Here is an 18,865-nt window from a genome sequence, read left to right as displayed (position 1 = left end):
TTGGTTATTGCAATTTCAGCTCTGAAATAAGGCGATTTTTAATAGAGCCAATTTGTTCTAGGAAACTCTCGATTGCATGAATGCAACCATGTTTCTGGCTAACAACGAATTTATCGTTGTCTATAACATTTATAGCCTTGATGAACTCTTCGAATGCACTGACAAGTTCCACACAAAGGCCATTTTCATAAATTTCAAGCAAGACCTTTATTTTAAGTGCCGCGTCATGATTAATACCCTGCTCCGCCTTGAACCAACTAGCAACTCTGCTTGGCTTAACGCCATCTTCAGACAGCCCAGCAGTCTCTACTTTTAAAGTTCTAACCTGATCTTCAAGATCAAAAAGAAGAAATATAGCCTCTTCGAGCTTCTGACGTTTAAGCAGATCATTGTTAGCTCTGACAGTGCTATTGTAGGCATATTTTGCGCCTAGCCCTGCGCCGAACGCCGCACCAAAAACAGTTGCGCATGCTCCAATTATTACAGACCACAAGTCTGCGGAAGGCGTTGGGGCCTCAATGGTTACCTGAGACAAAACATAGAATGTTTGGCTTAGATACTCTGGCAGCAATGGCGGCACTCGCAGGGCCTCATAACAAAACGCCCCGGCAAAGCCGAGGCGTAAAAAAAGATTTTAAGATTATGCTAGCCAAAAAAGATGCACTTTGCAAGCAAAGTTAGTGTACATATGATCTTGCGTAATACCATCCTTCTATTATCTGCTTGCTATCTTCACTTTCCGCATCAAAATCTCCAAAAATTTCAAATAAATCATCCTGAAAGTCAATCTCTACATCCTGTCCTGTCGAATTATAAAGACTCTTATAAAAAGAGCTAAGGAATGTAATCTTATCTGAAATGCTTTCTAAAGTTTCAGAATGACTTTTGTTATGTAAAAGAAAAACTTGAGATGAGTAAAAATAAGCTTGGGCTATCAAGTTAAGTGAAGTGTATAGCTGTAACAATGCAACTCTATGTATACTGACGTCGGGCTCACAATTTTCTTCAGGAAAAGCGTCCCCACGAAAAAAAAATCCAATCGCCGCATCGGAGCTGGCTCTATAACAGCCCTTAATATCCTCAAGACCTATCATACTTCTTTCTTTTTTAGCCCATAAATATAGGCATATAGTTGCATCCTGTCTTATCTTTATACCTTCAAATCCTCCATTCATGCCAAACCCGCTTGTAACTGCGTCTAAGGCCTCCAAAATGACTATATTTCTTTTTCCATCAGGCCCATGCACATTTTCATCATAGACCAGATGACCAAAAGCTTTAATTGGCTGTAGCATACTGCGGGATTCAAAACAAAACTCTCTTCCATGACCAAATGGTTTCCCATCATAATCTTTTAGAAAATTTAGATAATTCTTAAGCAGATCACTAAGCTGATCTTGGTTACGCCTTTGATTTGCCGACTTAATCAAGTCGGCTGTTTGTTCAGTTGCTAGCATTCGAGAAAAAGTTGCTCCAAGTGGTATTGAAAGCGCAGCAATTGCTAAAAAGAATTTACCACGTTCGTAAAATGTACCTACCCCGTCTAGAGAGCTTGAGAAAGAAAGATTAAAAAGCCCAAAAAACCAAGCCAATGCAATAGCTGTAACCACTGGGCCTAAGACTAATATCCAGAACCACCCGTGACGAAAAAGACCCTTATCAGCGTGGAGCATTATTAAACCTCTTTATACGATAGTGTTTAAGCAGCAAGGGTTATCAATGCAGAAATTGGCTGCAGCAGCTTCTGCTCCCATCGATCCAGAGCCCGCAGTGCTTGCTCCCAGACTTGACCCCAAGTGGCTCTATCTTTGCGTGACCAGAATCTCACATCGATTTCAGTATCTAAGTATTCATTAAACCACTTACGTACGGCTTTAGGCGAGTGCAAACCCTGCCGTGAATACGGCCAAGTCACCTCACTCAGACCCCAGTTGCTGCAATGAAACAGTGGCAGGCTGAAAGGCCTGAATTATTCTGGAAACGTGTAATTAATCATGCGAGTCCCGACAAATAGAGAATATTTATTCTAGTTGGGCACCATAAAACGAGGTAGATGGAGTTCAAGCTGTGTAGATAGATAAGTCGCATCGACCATTAGGATATAGACAAGCAAGGGAATTAAAGAAATAAATATTAAAAAATAGTAAGAAAAACTCAATACGTAAGCAGATCTCCAGGACAGCTGCATTTTAAATTTATCAACGATCGTTAATTCTTTTTTTGGATTTTCTTGATACAACTTTGCCCTAACATAGTCGCTACGAAAATCATTTACTGTATGTGTTTCATATTTTTGTAAAATATTATTGTATTGCTTCTGTAGCTTCTCGTAAGATTCTTCGGTGCATTCATGTTTGAAAGGCTGTAGGCGCCGTTTCATTTCCACGAGCTCTGAAGCACATGCATAAAATTTCTCGGATGTTCCCGTATAATTCTTCATAGCTGTAATGATTGAAAAAATAAGTATGATTATTGAAGCATAAATTTGCAGGAAAACTGCAAAAGTCGAATCAATATTCTCACCCACCTGAAGAACTTGCAAGACACTTAGCATTATTAAGAACATGGGTAATAGTATATTGGTTATCATGGAAAGCGTTGAATGCAGCTTTAGTCGTCTGGAAGCATGAAAGCGCGTCTCTGATGTTATATCTATTTTCCTATAAAGATTTTCAATCGGCTTCTCAGCTTTTAATTCCTGATCTTCCACTGCCTTACTTATTTTGTATTTTGGAATTTTGCTAATTATCATTTTGACCAAAAAACCCAAAAAAAATCCAAATAATAATTCAATCATCTCTATCCCCATGAGGTTAATTTTTATGACAGACCTGTTTATATGATTAGTAAAAATAAGACAGGCACCCCCATATTAACACTAATGGCAGATACTGAACGCGTCCTACGAATGGCGATTAGCGAAAAAATTATACAAAGACGACCACCGCTAGTGAGCATTTTTTATTGCGAGGTTTTAGGGATCACATGAGAGACCAATTTGATAAGAACGAATGTCATCAATTCGGGTGATTGCAGTCCGCCAGCTGGCGGTTTCTTTGTATCTGAGGGCCCTGCTCGGGCCTCGCTGTCCACCAAGGGAGATGCCATCATGGACCTGTTATTAACGCCAGGTGAGATAGAAACCCTAACTGGCCGCAAGCGAACCAAAGAGCAATGCGCCTCGCTTGATGCCATGGGGGTGCGCTGGAAGATCAACGCCAGTGGCGCACTCATAGTTGGTCGACGCCACGTTGAGCAAGTGCTGTGTGGTGAGAATCCCAGCCAAACACCAGAAACCAAGCGACCTAATTTTGAGGCCTTACACGCATGACGCAGGAAAACCCAGGTATCCCCCGGGTGTATTGGAAAAGTGGCGCATGGCGCTATAAATGCAACGCCCGCCAGAAGGCGCTGGTGGGCAAAAGCTGGATACGCTTGGGAGAAACAGCCAAAGAAGCGCAAGCCGCCTATGAGCAGTGGCAGGAGCGGCTATTCCCCAAAGCGGGTATGGGCCGCATATTCGACCGCTATGAAGCCGAGATCATCCCCGCCAAGCCTGCAGAAGCGACACGGCGCTCCAACCTACAGGAGCTTAAAAAGCTGCGCGTTGTGTTTGCCGAGTGTGAACCAGGCGATATAACGGTTCACGACATTTATCGTTATATGGATGCCCGGGGCGTACAGTCAAAAACGCAGGCCAACCACGAGTTGGCTCTGCTAAAGCACATCTTCCGGTATGCCCAGCGCTGGGGAATCGTCGAGCACAACCCCGCCGATCCGGTCACCAAGTTCAAACTCAAGCCACGTGACCGCTATATCACTAACGCTGAGTTTAGCCGCTTCCTGAAATTCACTTCCCCGTGGGTGCGCCGCTATGCCCTGCTGAAATACAAAACCGGGCTACGCCAACGCGACCTGCTCACCCTTCGACTGGATCAGCTCACCCCAGACGGCATTGTTTTACGCAGCAGCAAGGCAGGCAAGCAGGCCGTAATTCCGTGGGACGATGAAATGAGGCGTTTAGTCCGTGAGATAAAGGCCGACAATCTAGGACGTGGCAAGCAAGGCCCTACGCTGTTCTGCAAGAGGGACGGTATGCCCTACAACAAAGATAAGTTTCACAGTCGCTGGCAGTACGGAATGCGTAAAGCGATGCATGAGGGTCACGTCGAGCGATTTACGGAGCATGATATCCGCGCCAAGCACGCAACCGATGCAGATGATCAAGGCTATGATGCCATGACCAATTTGCAGCACAGCGACCGGCGAACGACGGAGGTCTATTTACGTGCTAAGCGAGTGTTGACGGTAAGCACGCTGGGAGCTGGAGAGTTCTTAGAAGATTATACATTAGTCTATTATGCACTGGTCTGGCTGGAGCAGTATAACGGTAGGTGTTCCCCTCGTTATATTTTCGCCCTTTTCCGATGCCCAGAAATAAAAAAAGGAACCAGCTAAGTAGCTGATTCCCTTGAATAAGTGGCGGAGGGACAGGGATTCGAACCCTGGATAGGCTATTAACCTATGCCGGTTTTCAAGACCGGTGCATTCAACCGCTCTGCCATCCCTCCGGCTTATGGGTGCGTATAATAACAGCTTTCCCTTGGAAGTCAACGCCTTTTAGTACAAACGTAACCCGACGCGGGTGATTTTACCGCCTTCCATATCGCTAACTACCCAATGGATGCCGTGCCAGTCCACGTCGTCCCCGACGACCGGGTGGCCGCCCACGCGCAGGGCGATAAATTCAGCCAGCGTCATGTTCTGCTCGCCGGGGCTGAGCGTTAGGCCATAGGCCTGGGCAATGTCTTGCATTTGCGCGCTGCCATCCAGGGTAAAGGTACCGAAGAAGGCACGTTCCTGCTTGAGTTTGGCATCGCCATTGAAGAGTCGGTTTAGTGCGTGCAAGTCTTCTGAACGGCCGATCACACAAATCACATCGCCCAGCTTTAAGCGTGTGCTGCCCTTGGGGTGCAGCATGGTGTGGTCACGGAACAGTGCCGATATCAGCGCCCCGGACGGAAAACGCAGCAGCCGAATAGGTACGTCTTCTAAATCCTGATTCTCGACCCCGTACACGAACAGCTCAAAGTCATTTTCCGGCAATATGCCCAGCGGGCCGCGTCGGTTCGGCACAGTGCCTACCGGCACTTCCACCTTCAACCACTTGGCCATCAGCGTCAGCGAGCCGCCCTGAATCAACAGCGACATCAAGACCACCGCAAAGGCAACGTTAAAGTAGAGCGAGGCGTTTTCGACCCCACCGATAACCGGGAAAATCGCTAGCACGATAGGCACCGCCCCTCTCAAGCCCACCCAAGCAATAAAGAAGGTTTCTCGCCAGCGGAATTTAAAGAACGGTTTAATGGTGATTAATACGGCCAGCGGGCGGGCAATAAAGATCAGCGCCAGAGCCACTAACCCCGCGGGCAGCGCCACGTCCCATAACTCACTGGGCGTGACCAGCAGCCCAAGCACGAGGAACAAGCCGATTTGACTTAGCCACGCCAAGCCATCATGGACAGGCAGAATAAAGTTGAGGTGGCGCCCTGGCTGATTACCAATCATCAACCCGGCAAGATAAATCGCCAAGAAGCCGCTACCACCCAGCACACTGGTTAAACCGAACACGCTGAACCCCAGCGCCAGCGCCAACATGGCATAAAGGCCCGGTGCTAAATCAAGCCAGCGCAGCAGCTTGGCACTCAGCCAACCGCCCCCCAGGCCGACAATCAAACCAATACCAAACTGGGAAATGAAAAACAGCAGGGTTTGAACAGGGCCGCCAATATCCCCCACTAACAGCTCAACCAGCATCAGGGTCAAGAAAATGGCCATCGGGTCGTTGGTACCCGACTCAATCTCCAGCGTCGCCCCTACCCGCTCGTTGAGATTAACGCCGCGCCCGCTAAGCATGGAAAAAACTGCAGCAGCATCGGTGGAACCCACGATGGCACCAACTAGCAGGCCCTGCACTATCGTAAGGTCAAAAACCCACATGGCGATAGCGCCAACAATGGCGCTGGTAATAAAGACCCCAAAGGTGGCCAGAGATAGCGCGGGTTTAAAACCCACCCGGAAGGTTTTGAGGCGGGTACGTAAGCCACCGTCTAACAAAATCATGGCAAGCGCGAGGTGGCCGATGGCAAAGGCCATGGAGTAGTCGTCAAACACGACGCCCAACACGCCCTCTTCCCCTGCCAGCATGCCTAAGCCAAGGAAGATCAGCAGCAGCGGCACACCCATCATCGACGATAAACGGCTGGCCAGAATACTGAGCGCCATTAGCGAACCGCCTACCAAAAAGAACGTATAAATTGCGTCCATGACTCTCCGTCTCTACATCAATACAGCGCTATTATTGCATGTAACCGTTGAATTTACTGTCTCTTCTCCGCGCCCTCTTATTGTCAAAGGGCTGGTCAGAAGCTTTCCGAGGCGGCTACACTTTGCCGTTACGACCTCTGGAGTTACTGACTATGTTGCGTTGCCTATCACGCTGGTGGCACCCTATTCTATTGAGTCTCATCGTTACCTTGCTATTTTCTAATTCAGTTATTTACGCTAATCAAGAGAGCGAAGAAAGCCCTCAGCAGGAAAGTCCTGAACAAGAGAGTCTTGAACAAGAAAGTCCTGAGCAAGAGGGCCCTGAGCAAGAGAGCCCTGAACAAGAGTCTCCTCAAGAAACAGCACCGCTGACGCTGGACTCAGACGTTGAGGTGCCCGACGCGTTTTGGCGAACCATTGACAGCGAAAGCGAAGAGGAAGTGCCCACCATGGCGCAGACGCCAGCACCGCCGCTTGAGCCACCGCCAGTTAAACAGTTGACGCTGATGCTGGATTGGTACTTGAGCCCCCAGCATGCGGCCTTGGTGATTGCTAAAGAGCGAGGGCTTTATGCTGTGCAGGGGCTTGAGGTGGATATTCAGTCACCGGCCGATCCTTCCATTGCCATCAAACTGCTAACCGCAGGCGAAGTCGATTTAGCATTAACCCGCCAGCCGCTGCTTCATCTTCAAGTCCATAATGGCGCTCCCATTACCCGGATCGCGACACTAATTGAAACGTCGTTAACGGCGGTGATTGTGACAGGCGAAGAGCAGGCGGAAACAGACAGTACCCTGGCGGGGTTACATTACGGTTATACCACTGGTGAAGGCCGTGATCTGAGCATTCCGCGTTTACTGCCCCGTTCGGTGCAGCAAACCGATGATTTCACGCCACCGATCAACCTGCATTTTGATCCCATTAGGGCAATGCGTGAAGGTCAAATTGACGCCGTCGCCGATGGCTTTTACCACTACCTTCCCCAACAGTTGGCGACTGAGGGTATTAATACTCACGTCATTCGCTTCAATGAGTTAGACATTCCCCGCAATGACGGCTTGGTGGTGCTGGCCAATAGCGACACGCTTGTTCGCCGCGCTGATACCTGGTCTCGCTTTGTGCTTGCCCTTGAGCAGGCGAGCCACTGGATTATCGACAACCCAGACGCTGCTTGGGAGTTGCTGATTCGCGCGCACCCTGTGCTCGACAATGACATTAACGCCAATGCCTGGGAGGATATTCTGCGCCGTATGGCGTTGAGCCCTGCAGCGTTAGATAGCCGACGCTACGCTGGCTTTGAGACATTCTTACACCAGATGGGCCTGACTGACGCGACATTACCCGTATCGCGTTTAGCGGTAGACCCACACACTTTATGATCACATATCACTTTATGATCACGTATCAATTGTTGTGTATCCACCACCATGGCGACGCATGAGCGAAACAGCCTTAATTTTTATTGATGTTGAAACCACTGGCACCCGCGCGACGCGGGATCGGATTACCGAAATAGCCGCCCTTAAAGTCATTAACGGCGAGCTGATTGATCGCTGGTCGAGCTTAATTTACCCCGAATGCAAAGTGCCCGCACAAATCACCCAGCTCACCGGTATTCGTGACGACATGCTGGTTGATGCGCCGCGCTTTGCGAAGATAGCCGAATCACTTCGCGAATGGCTGGGCGACGGGCAGCTAGTGGCCCACAACGCGCGCTTTGACTACAGTTTTCTGCGTAACGAATTTAAGCGCGCCGGTCAGAATTTTCGTGCGTCGCTAATATGCACGCTGCGTTTATCAAGGCGGATAGCGCCCCTAGAACGCCAACACAACCTAAAAGCACTGCTTAATCGCTACGGCATAACACCTATCCGCCACCACCGTGCAGGAGACGATGTAGATGCGCTGTGGTCACTCTGGCAAGCGTGGCAGGTTGAACACAGCGATGAAGCGTGGCAAAGCCTGCTGGGCGATGAGCGCCGCCACCGTTCGCTGCCTGCCCATCTGGATAGCGCTCAGTTAGAAGGTTTGCCCACCTGCCCCGGCGTTTACCTGTTTTATGGCCACAACCGGCTACCCCTCTATGTGGGTAAAAGCATTAACCTGCGCAGCCGTGTACTGGGGCACTTTCAGCGCGACCACCAAGACGACAAAGAGATGCGCCTTGCCCAGCAGGTGCAACATATCGAATGGGAAGAGACCGCTGGCGATTTAGGCGCTCAACTGCGCGAGGCACAGCTGGTTAAAACGTTAATGCCGATTATGAACCGGCAGCTACGCAAGCAGCGCAAGTTAACTAGCTGGCACTGGGGCGAGGCAGCCGACCACCCTGAATTGGTTAGCGGCAGCGCTCTCGGCCAGGCGCTGTCCGAGCCTCTAGGCGGCATGCTGTATGGGTTGTTTCGCAGTGCCCTGGAGGCCAAGAACGCGCTGCGCGCCATTGCAGAAGAACAGCAGCTCTGCCCGCGGGTGTTGGGGCTGGAAAAGGGTAAGGGGCGCTGTTTTGCCAATCAGGTAGGTAAGTGCCGCGGGGCATGCAATGATCAGGAAACAATCGCCGCACATACCCAGCGGGCAAAAGCAGCGCTCAGACAGCTGCAGGTCAATGTGTGGCCCTGGCCAGGCAGTATTGCGATAGAGGAACGCCCTTCTGGCGATGCCAAACCTGCCTGGCACGTTGTCCGTCAATGGTGCTACCTGGGTAGTGCGAAAAGCCTTAAACAGGCGCAAAGCTTGATGGACACCCCGGGTAGCTTTGATGTGGATAGCTACCGCATTTTGAACCGTTTTTTGCGTTCCCCAGAACAGCACGGCCTAACGGTTACTCCGCTCTAATTAGACCGCCTTTCTTTTGCATCTATTGATGCGAGACTCTACTGAGCGTCTACGAACGCCATCACTGCCTGCTGAAAGGCTTCAGGCTGGTCGGCGTGCAGCCAGTGCCCGGCATTTTTAAGCGTTACCACACGGGCGCGGGGCAGCACCTCACGCAGTGCTGGCAGCATGTCGTCAGCCACGTAGTGGGAATCGCTGCCACGTAGCACCAGCGCGGGGCCGTCGTAGGGCTGTTCGCCATCCGGCACGCCGATAATATCGCTATAGCCACGCTTGATCTGATCTAAGCCTACCCGTAACGCCATCACATTATTGTCATTGCGCACCAAGTTGGTGGCTAGGAAAAGCCGCGTAGGCCGGAAATCTACATGCTGGGCCAGCAGGTCATCGGCTTCACGGCGGTTTTTGGGCTGCCCTTCACGCACGTTATCTAGCGCGGCAAATACATCGTCATGACCGTGCTCATAAGCCACCGGGGCAATATCCGCCACTATCAGCGACGCCACCCGCTCGGGCGCCAAACGCGCCAAACTGATCGCCACTTTGCCGCCCATGGAGTGGCCCAGCACGTGAGCGCATTCAATCGAAAGCTTGTCGAGTAGCGCTATGACGTCATCCGCCATGGTGGCGTAACGCATGCCCTCCGCATGGGGAGAGCGGCCATGGTTACGCAGATCCAGCGCAATCACACGGCGGTTGCGCTGCCACACTTTTAAGTGCGAACGCCAATTATCGGCACTTCCCAGCAAGCCGTGGATAACCACCAGCGGGGTGGTATCCGCGGCGGCTTCTTCGGCGGGCATATCGATAAAGTGCAGATCAACGCTGGCAACGTCACTCATGCTAGCTCCTAAGCTTTGCGGTCTGTGGGGTATTTACACCATTAAGCCGTACGCGGTGCGGCGTCGACTTGGCCTGTCCAAACCACCAACCGGCGGGTTAGCCAAGCAAGCAGCAAGCCATACAGCGGTAGGAAAAACAACAGGCTGATGGCGAGCTTGATGGCATAGTCGACGGCGGCGATTTCTACCCAATTGGCAGCCATAAACGGGTCTGGGCTGTTATAGAACGCCGCTGAGAAGAATGCAAAGGTGTCCGCCAGATTACCCAGCACCGTTGAGCAGACAGGCGCCACCCACCATGCCCACTGGCGCAAGCGGTCAAACACCTGAACATCCAGCAACTGGCCAATTACGTAGGCCAAGAAACTGGCTAGGGCAATACGGGCGACAAATAGATTCCACTCCGACAGCGCTTCAATCCCGGCGAAGCTGCCACGGGGAAACACTACCGACACTAAATAAGAAACCAGCAACGCAGGAAGCATCACACGCAGAATAATCGAACGCGCGGGCCCTTTACCAAACAGACGAACGGTTAGGTCGGTCGCTAGAAAAATAAACGGGAAGCTGAACGCACCCCAGGTGGTATGGAAGCCAAACAGCGTAAAAGGCAGCTGAACAAGATAGTTACTGGCGGCAATAATGCCGATATGAAAAGCCACCATGACCATCAGGCAACGGCGGTGCTGAGCTTCACTCAATGCAAACATGCGGGTAGACCTTTTTTTAATAGCGAAGAGGGGTTAGGGAACCCTCGTTAGATGACTGCAGCGAGCCATGATGGGAGCGGCATTATACGGCTTCTGACGGGTAATGAAAGCTGGGGATAGAAAGCCGCCAACAGCATTGGCGGCTAGTTAGAACATTCAGTCAAGTGGCTTGGCTTTGTCTGCAGCGCCTACCGAGCGATTGCGCATAGCGGTGTGAACGTCCGCCAAACTGGTAGGATCATCAATCGTGGAGGGAATAGCAAATTCCTTACCGTCGGCGATCGTTCGCAGCAACTTGCGCAAAATCTTACCCGAGCGGGTTTTGGGTAGCCGGTCGACCACTAATACCTGCTTAAAGCAGGCAATCGGGCCAATGTGCTCGCGAACGCGCGCTATCAGTTCGGCCTCCAGCGTTGCTTCATCGCCATCAAAACCATCTTTGGGAATCACCAGACCGATCGGCAGTTGGCCTTTAAGATCGTCATGAATCCCAATTACCGCACATTCGGCCACCGCAGGATGGGCACCGACCACTTCTTCCATTTCACCGGTGGAGAGCCTATGCCCTGCTACGTTAATCACGTCATCGGTGCGCCCCATAATAAACAGATAGCCCTGCTCATCAAAGTAGCCGCCGTCGCCGGTTAAGTAGTAGCCGGGGAACGCTGCCATATAAGCGCTATGGAAACGCTTCTCGTCACGCCATACGCCGGTCAAGCAACCTGGCGGCATGGGCTGTTTGATCACCACACTGCCCTGCTCCAGAGGCTTGGCCTGCTCGCCATCGCGATTGAGCACCTGTACGTTGAAGCCTGGAACGGGGAATGTTGCCGAGCCTGCTTTGGTCGGCGTTGACTCAATGCCCGGCAAATTAGCGGCTATCGGCCAGCCGGTTTCGGTTTGCCACCAGTGGTCGATCACCGGAACGTCTAACAGGTCATCCAGCCAATGAAAGGTAGGTGGGTCTAGGCGCTCACCGGCCACGTAGAGGTGTTTCAGGCTGCTGATATCGTAATTCTGCAGCAGTTTGGCATCAGGATCCTCTTTCTTGATCGCGCGAAACGCTGTGGGTGCGGTGAAAAAGCTCTTCACCTGGTACTCCTCGATCAAGCGCCAGAAGCTGCCCGCATCGGGGGTTTTGACCGGTTTGCCTTCGTACACTACGGTGGTGCAACCCACTAACAAAGGCGCGTAAACAATATACGAGTGCCCGACAACCCAACCCACGTCCGAGGCGGTAAAAAACACCTCGCCCGGCTCCATGGCGTAGATCGCCTGCATCGAATAGGCCAGCGCCACCGCGTAGCCGCCCGTATCGCGCATAACGCCCTTGGGCTTTCCGGTGGTACCAGAGGTATACAGGATATACAGCGGGTCGGTGCCTTTAACCGGCACACACTCCGCAAATGGCGCTTTTGCTACCAGCGCTTCCCAGTCGTGATCGCCTGCCCCCAGTTCAGCTCGGTGCGCTTCACGCTGGTAAACCACACAGGCATCCGGCTTATGGGCGCTTAATGCAACGGCTTGGTCTACCATCGGCTTATAGGGCAACACTTTACCCAACTCGATACCGCAGGAAGCCGCAACCACCACTTTTGGCTCGGCGTCTTCAATCCGCGCCGCCAGTTCGTGAGGGGCAAAGCCGCCAAACACCACCGAGTGAATGGCGCCAAGCCGGGCGCAGGCGTACATGGCCACCAGCGCTTCAGGGATCATCGGCATATAAATCACCACACGATCACCCTTGGTGACACCTAGCTGCGCCAGCGCCCCCGCAAAATGCGCCACCTTATCGCGCATTTCGCGGTAGCTAATGGTTTGCTTGGCCTGTGCTGCAGGCGAGTCCCAGAAAATCGCCGCCTGGTCACCGCGCCCATTTTCGACGTGATAATCCAGCGCAGCGTAGCTAAGATTCATTTCACCGTCGCTAAACCAGCGAGCATGCCCTTTCCCAGAGCTCTGCTCATCGAAGCTGAGTATGGTGTTAGGCGGCGTGTACCAGGGAATACGTTTGGCCTGCTCGGCCCAAAACGATTCAGGGTGTTCGATGGAGCGTTGGAAGGTGTGTTGGTAGCGGCTCATGGTGTCCCTATCTTTTTTGTAGTAGCGATGAAGGAAGATTGTTGACACTGTATAAAGAAAACCGACATTTAACCCTCATACTATGGGCTAAATAGCGACCAAAGCGGTAGACACTACCCTACATTGTCGACAAGATGGCGAAAAACTACCATTGATTAATCGTTAAACAACAGCTTGGACAAAACACGCTAAATTACTGATCATTAAACAACTTGATCCTCGCGACGCGACGATGCCTCGACCACGTACAACAACGCCTCTAAAACAATGCTTATAAAACGCTGATGTAACAGTGTAGGCAAGGAGATCTTTATGTCTGCTTCTACAAGCGCCGCTACACGCCTGCTTGAACACAACTGTCGCGCTATTGAAGCGGGAACCAACCTGCTCAAAGCGTTGGCCAACGAGAAACGGCTGCAAATACTCTGCCTTCTTGCCGAGAAAGAGCTGTCAGTAACGCAAATTAACCAACAGCTTGCGTTAAGCCAGTCGGCGCTTTCTCAACATTTGGCTATTTTGCGGCGTGATGAACTCGTCGATACACGGAGGGAGTCACAAACGATTTACTACTCCTTAAGCAGTGAAAGCGCCAAGGCCGTGATTGCTACCTTGGCGCATCATTACGCTGCATAACGATTTAGGTTTAGGATCAGCGCCGCTGCCACCCAGCGGCGTCGATTAACCCAAGCGCTTTCAGCGCGGCTTTTTCGACGCCCTCAGATATGGCTAATCCCAGTTTACGGCTGACGGTTTTAGGGGCTTCTAATTTCACGGTGAAGACTTGAGCTTCTGCCATACGTTCAACTAGGTAGGCTTCGCTGGTGCCTAGGCTGTCGACAAGTTGTTGGGGCAATGCCTCGCTGCCATACCAAATCTCCCCCGTTGCGAGAGTTTCGATATCCATGCTGGGGCGCCGTTCTGCCACATAGCTTTTAAACAAGCGGTGAGTATTCTCTAAATCTTCTAAAAACTTTGCTTTGCCCTCATCGGTATTCTCACCCAGCACGGTCAAGGTACGCTTATATTGACCGGCAGTAAGTAGTTCGACATCTATATCATGGCGTTTGAGCAACCGATGAATATTGGGAACCTGCGCCACCACGCCGATGGAGCCAATCACCGCGAAGGGCGCAGCCTTAATATGCTGTGCGGTACACGCCATCAAATAACCACCGCTGGCCGCCACTTTGTCGATACATACAGTGGTGGTCAGCCCCGCCGTGCGCAGACGGTCTAACTGAGCGGCGGCCAGCCCATAGGCATGCACCAGACCACCCGCGGACTCAAGGCGCACCACGACCTCGTCCTGTTTATCGGCAACGTCGATAATAGCGGAGACCTCTTGAGCAAAATGCTCGGTTTGCGAGGCTTTCAAGTCGCCGTGGAAGTCGAGCACCCAAACCCGCGATGCCGGGGCAGCACCCTGCTCCGATTTATGTTCCTTCTGGCGTTTTTTATCTTCGCTGCGAAATAGTTTCAGCAGCTTTTTACGCGCCCCCGGTAAGGTAGCCGCCAGACGTAAACGACGCCCACGGCGGCGGCGCTGATCGTTTAACGGCTCGATAGTAAGCTTCAGGTCACTCTCTTTGTCTTGCTTGGTGCGTGCAATCAGCACTAGACCAATGCCGATCAGCGCCATCACTATGGTGGTTTGCACAACGAAGGTGCCTATCTCTGCTACCCATTCACTCATTGACATTCTCCATTAGAGGAATAATTCCTTTATTGCTGGTGCGTTGTATATGCGTTTGCTGATTATGGCTAGCGTGCTTGATTGGAACGCACGTATGAAATAACCTCGCTTGCCTTAATGACTGTTTATTTTGGTTACGGTGACTAGCCCTAACCCGAACTAATTAAGCTCCATCTACTTAACTGAGAGATATGTTATGTCAAACAACACCCTTGAGAAGCTAAAAGCGCGTTTCAATCCTCAAGCAGCAAAGGGCATGAATGAAGTTTTCCAGTTTCACTTTACCGATGCCGGCAGCTACTACTTAAATATTCAAGATGGCACGCTGGACGTACAAGAGGGTGAGCACGATGATCCTTCTGTCAGCTTAAGCCTAACCACAGACACGCTAAAAGGCATTATGAGTGGCGAGATCAATGGTATGACGGCGTTCATGACCGGCAAGCTAAAAGCCACCGGTAATGTCATGCTGGCCACTAAGCTGACTAGCTTATTCCCCAGCGAGTAATCGTCCTATCGGCACGCGGCGACGCTTACTCTTCGCGCCAGCGTGCCAAATGGGTTTCGATCAGCTCGCGGGATATCGAGTAAGGTGGCGGCAGAGAGGGCAACTGGCGGGGAGAAAACCACGCAGCGTCACTAATTTCTACCCCATCGATGCGAATGCGCCGGGTAGTGGCTTCAGCGAAATAACCAAACATCAGCGAGTGCGGGAATGGCCACGCCTGACTTTGGTGATAACGCAGTTGATCGATATGCACGCCCACTTCCTCAAACACCTCGCGATGCACCGCCTCTTCCGCTGACTCCCCCGGTTCGATAAAACCGGCTAACGTGGAGTACCGTCCCGGTGGAAAGCGCGGGCTACGGGCCAGCAGCATCGCCTCCCCGCTGGTCACCAGGGTAATGATGCACGGGGAAATACGTGGATAGTTGCGGTGACCGCAGGCGTGGCAGTGCATCGCAAATTCCGCGCTCAGCTTGGTAGCCTGCGCGCCACAGCGACCACAGAAGCGGTGATTTTCCAGCCAGGCACCCACCTGCAGCGCCGTAGAGAGCAGGCTAAACCAGGCGGTGGAGAGCTCGCTCATCCACTGCCGACCATCAATCCAACCGCTTCCGGCCTGGGGTTCAACAAGCAGCGCCACCGGTTCATCATCCCAGTAACACAGCGGCTGCATCTGCTCTGTCCAGGGTTGGTAGGGTTGCAGCGGGGTTAACTCTTCGCTGCCGTTTAACGGTGCGGGCGCCAATAAGCTGCGCGACAGGCGAATTACCCGCCCGGCTTGTTCATGATGGGGAATTTCTCGTCTAAGCATCGCTGGCCGCACCCTCAAACCAATGAAGCTTATGCGCCTCGCATTTGGCCTTATGGGCCGCTTGCTCTGCCTCGGTAGGACGCACCACGCGCAGTTGACCAGGCGTTAGGGATAGACGTTGAATCGACAATCCTTCATTGGAGGTATCCGCCTGCTCCTGTTCCGCTGCAGAGGCCGCATCTAAAGTCAGCGCGGTCTGCCCGCCAGTCATCGCCAGATAGACTTCGGCGAGGATTTCAGAGTCTAACAAGGCGCCGTGCAGCACCCGATGGCCGTTGTCGATATCGTAACGTTTGCACAATGCATCAAGACTGTTGCGCTGGCCGGGGTGCATTTTGCGCGCCATGGTCAGCGTATCGAGTACCCTGCAATGCTCGCTGACTGGGCCTAGTACAGGCGCTTTACGCTGCTGATTCAGCATGCCCAGCTCGTGATCAATAAAACCCACATCGAAGGGGGCGTTATGAATAACCAGCTCAGCGCCTTCAATAAACGCCCAAAACTCATCGGCTATTTTCGCGAACACCGGCTCGTTGGCGACTCTTGCATCGTCAATCCCGTGGACGGCGACTACCTCAGCATCGATATGCCGTTCGGGGTTGATGTATTGATGATAAGTGCGACCAGTGAAGCGTCGGTTGACCATTTCAATAGCACCAATTTCGACTAGGCGGTGGCCATCTTTTGGGTCGATACCCGTAGTTTCAGTATCCAGGATTACCTGACGCATCATGCCCTCCTCTTTGGGTACTCATCAATTTTGATGCTCATCAATCGCTTCGTTGGCCAACGAGTCGGCGCGCTCGTTGCCTGGGTGGCCACTGTGCCCTTTTACCCAGTGCCACTCGACCTGGTGACGCTGGGTCTCTTCGTGCAGGGTTTTCCACAGCTCAGCATTTTTGACCGGCTGCTTGGCAGCGGTTTTCCAGCCGCGCTTGATCCAGTTATGAATCCACTGGGTAATACCCTGGCGAACATACTGGGAGTCAGTCCATAGCGCCACTTCACACGGGGTATTAAGGGTGCGCAGTGCCATGATCGCCGCCATTAACTCCATGCGGTTATTAGTGGTATCCGCCTCATAACCTTTCAGGGTTTTCTCATGCTGACCACTCGCCAGCACGACACCCCAACCGCCGGGGCCTGGATTGCCCCGGCACGCTCCATCGGTATAAACCGTTACCCGGGGTAGATCTCCGGCCGCCTCTCTAGTCAATCTCTTGATCCCATGGTTTGTGTGAGTCAATGTTTAATGGCTCAGTTTAAATAGCCCACGTTTTTAAAACTCAGTTTTTTAAGGCTCGGACTTTTAAGACTCAGGCTTTTGAGGCTCAGCTTTTTGAGACATAGCTTTTTGAGACTCGGCTTTATGCCTTTTAGTCGGTTCCACTTGAGGCAAATACGCTTGATAAGGCTGGCAGTGGGCAGAGGTACCTGAACGGGTAACACCCAACGACGCCGGAGATACCGGTGCCTTCAAGCCAAATTTCAGGCGCTCCACCGGCGCTTGGCGTTGCTGGCGTCGTGCCTGAATCATATAACTTTCGCCCAGCGGCAGGTTATGCCGCCGCCCTAACGACTCCCAATACTCACCACACTTGGCATTCATTCGCCCGCGAAAACAGCAATAGTCTACCCGCTCCACCTCGAAGTCGACAAACGCCAACCAATCGCGCAGGCGGCTTGCAGAGCGCCAGGCACCGCTCCAGGGGAAGGCCTGCTGGCGCTTCCGCAACTGCCGGGCAAGACCGCTCACGCCAATCGGGTTAAAGCCAAACAGCACGATAATGCCGTTATCGGCAGTGACCCGAGCGGCCTCTTGAAGCGCAAAGTGGGCATCGGCCAAATGCTCAAGCCAGTGGTGAATGACCATGACGTCCAAACAGCGATCCGGCAGCGCAAGCTGATCCGGTGGACATATTAAAGTGCTATCGGTATCGGCTAATTGACGTGTAGGCGACCAGCGTATGGGGTGCGCAATAGCCGACATGGTCATCAGTGCTGGCCCCATGCTCATTTCCAGGCTATGGCCGCCCACACGCGATTCCACTACGGGCCCTAAGCAGGCACGCTGGGTTTCCCAAAGCGAACGCCCCGCCTCTGTTTGCCAATAAGGCTGGCTACTTTGTAAGCGCTTAGCCAGTGTCGTGGCCGTCGTCGAATTTGACATGAACAGCGCTTCCCTCCACAGTAACTGCTTTTTAACGCCTTTTACGCACCGATTTAGCGCTAATAAGCGCAAAGTTTGATGTATTTTTTCGTAACTTAAAGGATCTCGTCGATGATGAGCGTGACACCGATCCCCGCCCTTAGCGACAACTATATTTGGCTATTAAGACAAGATAACAGTCAAAGCGTTTGCGTGGTGGATCCCGGTGAAGCTGCCCCGGTGATCGAGTTTCTTGAGCGTGAGTCGCTAACCCTAAACTGTATTCTGATTACCCACCATCATCATGATCATACCGGTGGTTTAGCGGAATTAATTAAACGCTACGCCCCTCATGTGATTGGCCCCGCCAATCCTAACATTGAAGGCATTGATGAAACCGTGGGTGACGGCGACGAAGTCCGCATTATGGGCCGTTTGTTTGACGTCATGGAAACACCTGGCCACACGCTGGATCATATCAGCTACTTTACCGCCGGTATTCCTGCACTACTGTTCTGCGGTGACACACTTTTCTGCGCCGGTTGCGGTCGTTTATTCGAAGGGTCGCCGGAGCAAATGTATACCGCGCTGAAAAAATTTGCGGAACTCCCTGAAGATACGCTGGTCTTTGCAGCCCATGAGTACACTCAGGCAAACCTAACGTTTGCTCGTGCTGCGGATCCTGAAAACGAAGACGTCAAACACGCCTTGCAGGAGTGTGAAAAGGCGCGGGCATTGGATCGCCCCACCTTACCCAGCACGATAGGACGCGAGCTGAAAATTAACCCCTACCTTCGTGTGGGCACTGATAGCGTGCGCCAGGCGGCAGGTACCCAGGGTGTTAATAATGATGATCTCGCAACGTTCACCACTCTACGCGAGTGGAAGAACCGTTTTTAAGAACGCTA

General features: G+C 52.1%; 19 protein-coding genes and 1 tRNA gene. 7 read left to right on the top strand and 13 right to left on the bottom strand.

Annotation, left to right across the window (positions count from 1 at the left end):
- Nucleotides 1–4 precede the first annotated feature (4 nt).
- The 3 genes from A6R74_RS01750 to A6R74_RS01740 form a co-directional block, all read right to left on the bottom strand.
- The gene (locus A6R74_RS01750; protein ID WP_064232717.1) at nucleotides 5–580 is read right to left on the bottom strand and encodes a hypothetical protein; all 576 of its coding nucleotides are present in this window, start codon (nucleotides 578–580) and stop codon (nucleotides 5–7) included.
- A gap of 97 nt (nucleotides 581–677) precedes the next feature.
- Nucleotides 678–1,673 carry a hypothetical protein gene (locus A6R74_RS01745; protein WP_064232715.1) on the bottom strand — a complete coding sequence of 332 codons (996 nt, stop codon included), beginning with the start codon at nucleotides 1,671–1,673 and terminating at the stop codon, nucleotides 678–680.
- Between the two features lie 353 nt (nucleotides 1,674–2,026).
- A complete protein-coding gene (locus A6R74_RS01740; protein ID WP_064232713.1) occupies nucleotides 2,027–2,797 on the bottom strand; it encodes an SLATT domain-containing protein in 771 nt (256 codons plus the stop codon).
- Nucleotides 2,798–3,109: 312 nt separating this feature from the next.
- Between A6R74_RS01740 and A6R74_RS01735 the strand changes: the two genes are divergently transcribed.
- The gene (locus A6R74_RS01735) at nucleotides 3,110–3,331 is read left to right on the top strand and encodes a DUF4224 domain-containing protein (RefSeq protein ID WP_064232712.1); all 222 of its coding nucleotides are present in this window, start codon (nucleotides 3,110–3,112) and stop codon (nucleotides 3,329–3,331) included.
- A complete protein-coding gene (locus tag A6R74_RS01730; protein ID WP_240488140.1) occupies nucleotides 3,328–4,458 on the top strand; it encodes a tyrosine-type recombinase/integrase in 1,131 nt (376 codons plus the stop codon). The genes A6R74_RS01735 and A6R74_RS01730 overlap by 4 nt, the downstream gene beginning before the upstream one ends.
- 22 nt (nucleotides 4,459–4,480) lie before the next feature.
- Here A6R74_RS01730 and A6R74_RS01725 read toward each other — a convergent pair.
- Nucleotides 4,481–4,571, bottom strand: a tRNA-Ser gene (locus tag A6R74_RS01725).
- A gap of 49 nt (nucleotides 4,572–4,620) precedes the next feature.
- The gene (locus A6R74_RS01720; RefSeq protein WP_064232710.1) at nucleotides 4,621–6,327 is read right to left on the bottom strand and encodes a potassium/proton antiporter; all 1,707 of its coding nucleotides are present in this window, start codon (nucleotides 6,325–6,327) and stop codon (nucleotides 4,621–4,623) included.
- A 152-nt stretch (nucleotides 6,328–6,479) separates the two neighbouring features.
- Between A6R74_RS01720 and A6R74_RS01715 the strand changes: the two genes are divergently transcribed.
- Both A6R74_RS01715 and A6R74_RS01710 read left to right on the top strand, forming a co-directional pair.
- On the top strand, nucleotides 6,480–7,706 hold the full coding sequence (locus A6R74_RS01715; protein ID WP_064232707.1) for an ABC transporter substrate-binding protein: 1,227 nt from the start codon (nucleotides 6,480–6,482) through the stop codon (nucleotides 7,704–7,706).
- 58 nt (nucleotides 7,707–7,764) lie between these two features.
- Nucleotides 7,765–9,162 (top strand): 3'-5' exonuclease family protein, encoded by a 1,398-nt coding sequence (locus A6R74_RS01710; RefSeq protein ID WP_064232705.1) that lies wholly within the window; start codon nucleotides 7,765–7,767, stop codon nucleotides 9,160–9,162.
- Nucleotides 9,163–9,200: 38 nt separating this feature from the next.
- Here A6R74_RS01710 and A6R74_RS01705 read toward each other — a convergent pair whose 3' ends face one another.
- From A6R74_RS01705 to A6R74_RS01695, 3 genes are all read right to left on the bottom strand, one after another.
- The gene (locus A6R74_RS01705; RefSeq protein WP_064232703.1) at nucleotides 9,201–10,004 is read right to left on the bottom strand and encodes an alpha/beta fold hydrolase; all 804 of its coding nucleotides are present in this window, start codon (nucleotides 10,002–10,004) and stop codon (nucleotides 9,201–9,203) included.
- 41 nt (nucleotides 10,005–10,045) lie between these two features.
- Nucleotides 10,046–10,714 carry a 7-cyano-7-deazaguanine/7-aminomethyl-7-deazaguanine transporter gene (locus tag A6R74_RS01700; RefSeq protein ID WP_064232701.1) on the bottom strand — a complete coding sequence of 223 codons (669 nt, stop codon included), beginning with the start codon at nucleotides 10,712–10,714 and terminating at the stop codon, nucleotides 10,046–10,048.
- A gap of 156 nt (nucleotides 10,715–10,870) precedes the next feature.
- Nucleotides 10,871–12,844 (bottom strand): propionyl-CoA synthetase, encoded by a 1,974-nt coding sequence (locus A6R74_RS01695; protein WP_276204766.1) that lies wholly within the window; start codon nucleotides 12,842–12,844, stop codon nucleotides 10,871–10,873.
- A gap of 264 nt (nucleotides 12,845–13,108) precedes the next feature.
- On the opposite strand from A6R74_RS01695, the gene A6R74_RS01690 reads away from it, so the two are divergent.
- Nucleotides 13,109–13,429: an ArsR/SmtB family transcription factor gene (locus tag A6R74_RS01690; protein ID WP_008956925.1), complete on the top strand. Its 321-nt coding sequence runs from the start codon at nucleotides 13,109–13,111 to the stop codon at nucleotides 13,427–13,429.
- 16 nt (nucleotides 13,430–13,445) lie between these two features.
- On the opposite strand, the gene sohB is transcribed toward A6R74_RS01690, so the two are convergent.
- Entirely contained in the window at nucleotides 13,446–14,489 is a 1,044-nt protein-coding gene (sohB, locus tag A6R74_RS01685) for a protease SohB (RefSeq protein ID WP_064232697.1), read from the bottom strand.
- A 196-nt stretch (nucleotides 14,490–14,685) separates the two neighbouring features.
- On the opposite strand from sohB, the gene A6R74_RS01680 reads away from it, so the two are divergent.
- Entirely contained in the window at nucleotides 14,686–14,997 is a 312-nt protein-coding gene (locus tag A6R74_RS01680) for an SCP2 sterol-binding domain-containing protein (RefSeq protein WP_064232695.1), read from the top strand.
- Nucleotides 14,998–15,022: 25 nt separating this feature from the next.
- Here the strand turns inward: A6R74_RS01680 and nudC are convergent, their stop codons facing one another.
- The 4 genes from nudC to A6R74_RS01660 form a co-directional block, all read right to left on the bottom strand.
- Complete coding sequence (gene nudC, locus A6R74_RS01675) at nucleotides 15,023–15,808, bottom strand: NAD(+) diphosphatase (protein ID WP_064232693.1); 786 nt, start codon at nucleotides 15,806–15,808, stop codon at nucleotides 15,023–15,025.
- A complete protein-coding gene (gene dnaQ, locus A6R74_RS01670) occupies nucleotides 15,801–16,538 on the bottom strand; it encodes a DNA polymerase III subunit epsilon (protein WP_064233165.1) in 738 nt (245 codons plus the stop codon). The genes nudC and dnaQ overlap by 8 nt, the downstream gene beginning before the upstream one ends.
- Nucleotides 16,539–16,562: 24 nt before the next feature.
- Complete coding sequence (gene rnhA / locus A6R74_RS01665; protein WP_064232691.1) at nucleotides 16,563–17,024, bottom strand: ribonuclease HI; 462 nt, start codon at nucleotides 17,022–17,024, stop codon at nucleotides 16,563–16,565.
- 93 nt (nucleotides 17,025–17,117) lie between these two features.
- Nucleotides 17,118–17,978 (bottom strand): class I SAM-dependent methyltransferase, encoded by an 861-nt coding sequence (locus A6R74_RS01660; RefSeq protein ID WP_064232689.1) that lies wholly within the window; start codon nucleotides 17,976–17,978, stop codon nucleotides 17,118–17,120.
- A gap of 111 nt (nucleotides 17,979–18,089) precedes the next feature.
- On the opposite strand from A6R74_RS01660, the gene gloB reads away from it, so the two are divergent.
- The gene (gloB, locus tag A6R74_RS01655) at nucleotides 18,090–18,857 is read left to right on the top strand and encodes a hydroxyacylglutathione hydrolase (RefSeq protein WP_064232686.1); all 768 of its coding nucleotides are present in this window, start codon (nucleotides 18,090–18,092) and stop codon (nucleotides 18,855–18,857) included.
- Nucleotides 18,858–18,865 lie beyond the last annotated feature (8 nt).

Origin of the sequence: Halomonas sp. ALS9, assembly GCF_001651035.1 — a bacterium.
Classification (GTDB): domain Bacteria; phylum Pseudomonadota; class Gammaproteobacteria; order Pseudomonadales; family Halomonadaceae; genus Vreelandella.
This window is presented reverse-complemented; position numbering and strand designations above follow the sequence as displayed.

Bases quoted from the DNA above. Each gene is read 5' to 3' on its own strand.
- A6R74_RS01730 (WP_240488140.1), top strand. From the start codon at position 3,328: ATGACGCAGGAAAACCCAGGTATCCCCCGGGTGTATTGGAAAAGTGGC.
- A6R74_RS01745 (WP_064232715.1), bottom strand. From the start codon at position 1,673: ATGCTCCACGCTGATAAGGGTCTTTTTCGTCACGGGTGGTTCTGGATA.
- A6R74_RS01735 (WP_064232712.1), top strand. From the start codon at position 3,110: ATGGACCTGTTATTAACGCCAGGTGAGATAGAAACCCTAACTGGCCGC.
- A6R74_RS01660 (WP_064232689.1), bottom strand. From the start codon at position 17,978: ATGTCAAATTCGACGACGGCCACGACACTGGCTAAGCGCTTACAAAGT.
- A6R74_RS01720 (WP_064232710.1), bottom strand. From the start codon at position 6,327: ATGGACGCAATTTATACGTTCTTTTTGGTAGGCGGTTCGCTAATGGCG.
- gloB (WP_064232686.1), top strand. From the start codon at position 18,090: ATGATGAGCGTGACACCGATCCCCGCCCTTAGCGACAACTATATTTGG.
- dnaQ (WP_064233165.1), bottom strand. From the start codon at position 16,538: ATGCGTCAGGTAATCCTGGATACTGAAACTACGGGTATCGACCCAAAA.
- A6R74_RS01690 (WP_008956925.1), top strand. From the start codon at position 13,109: ATGTCTGCTTCTACAAGCGCCGCTACACGCCTGCTTGAACACAACTGT.
- A6R74_RS01705 (WP_064232703.1), bottom strand. From the start codon at position 10,004: ATGAGTGACGTTGCCAGCGTTGATCTGCACTTTATCGATATGCCCGCC.
- A6R74_RS01710 (WP_064232705.1), top strand. From the start codon at position 7,765: ATGAGCGAAACAGCCTTAATTTTTATTGATGTTGAAACCACTGGCACC.
- sohB (WP_064232697.1), bottom strand. From the start codon at position 14,489: ATGAGTGAATGGGTAGCAGAGATAGGCACCTTCGTTGTGCAAACCACC.
- A6R74_RS01680 (WP_064232695.1), top strand. From the start codon at position 14,686: ATGTCAAACAACACCCTTGAGAAGCTAAAAGCGCGTTTCAATCCTCAA.
- A6R74_RS01715 (WP_064232707.1), top strand. From the start codon at position 6,480: ATGTTGCGTTGCCTATCACGCTGGTGGCACCCTATTCTATTGAGTCTC.
- A6R74_RS01700 (WP_064232701.1), bottom strand. From the start codon at position 10,714: ATGTTTGCATTGAGTGAAGCTCAGCACCGCCGTTGCCTGATGGTCATG.
- nudC (WP_064232693.1), bottom strand. From the start codon at position 15,808: ATGCTTAGACGAGAAATTCCCCATCATGAACAAGCCGGGCGGGTAATT.
- A6R74_RS01740 (WP_064232713.1), bottom strand. From the start codon at position 2,797: ATGATTGAATTATTATTTGGATTTTTTTTGGGTTTTTTGGTCAAAATG.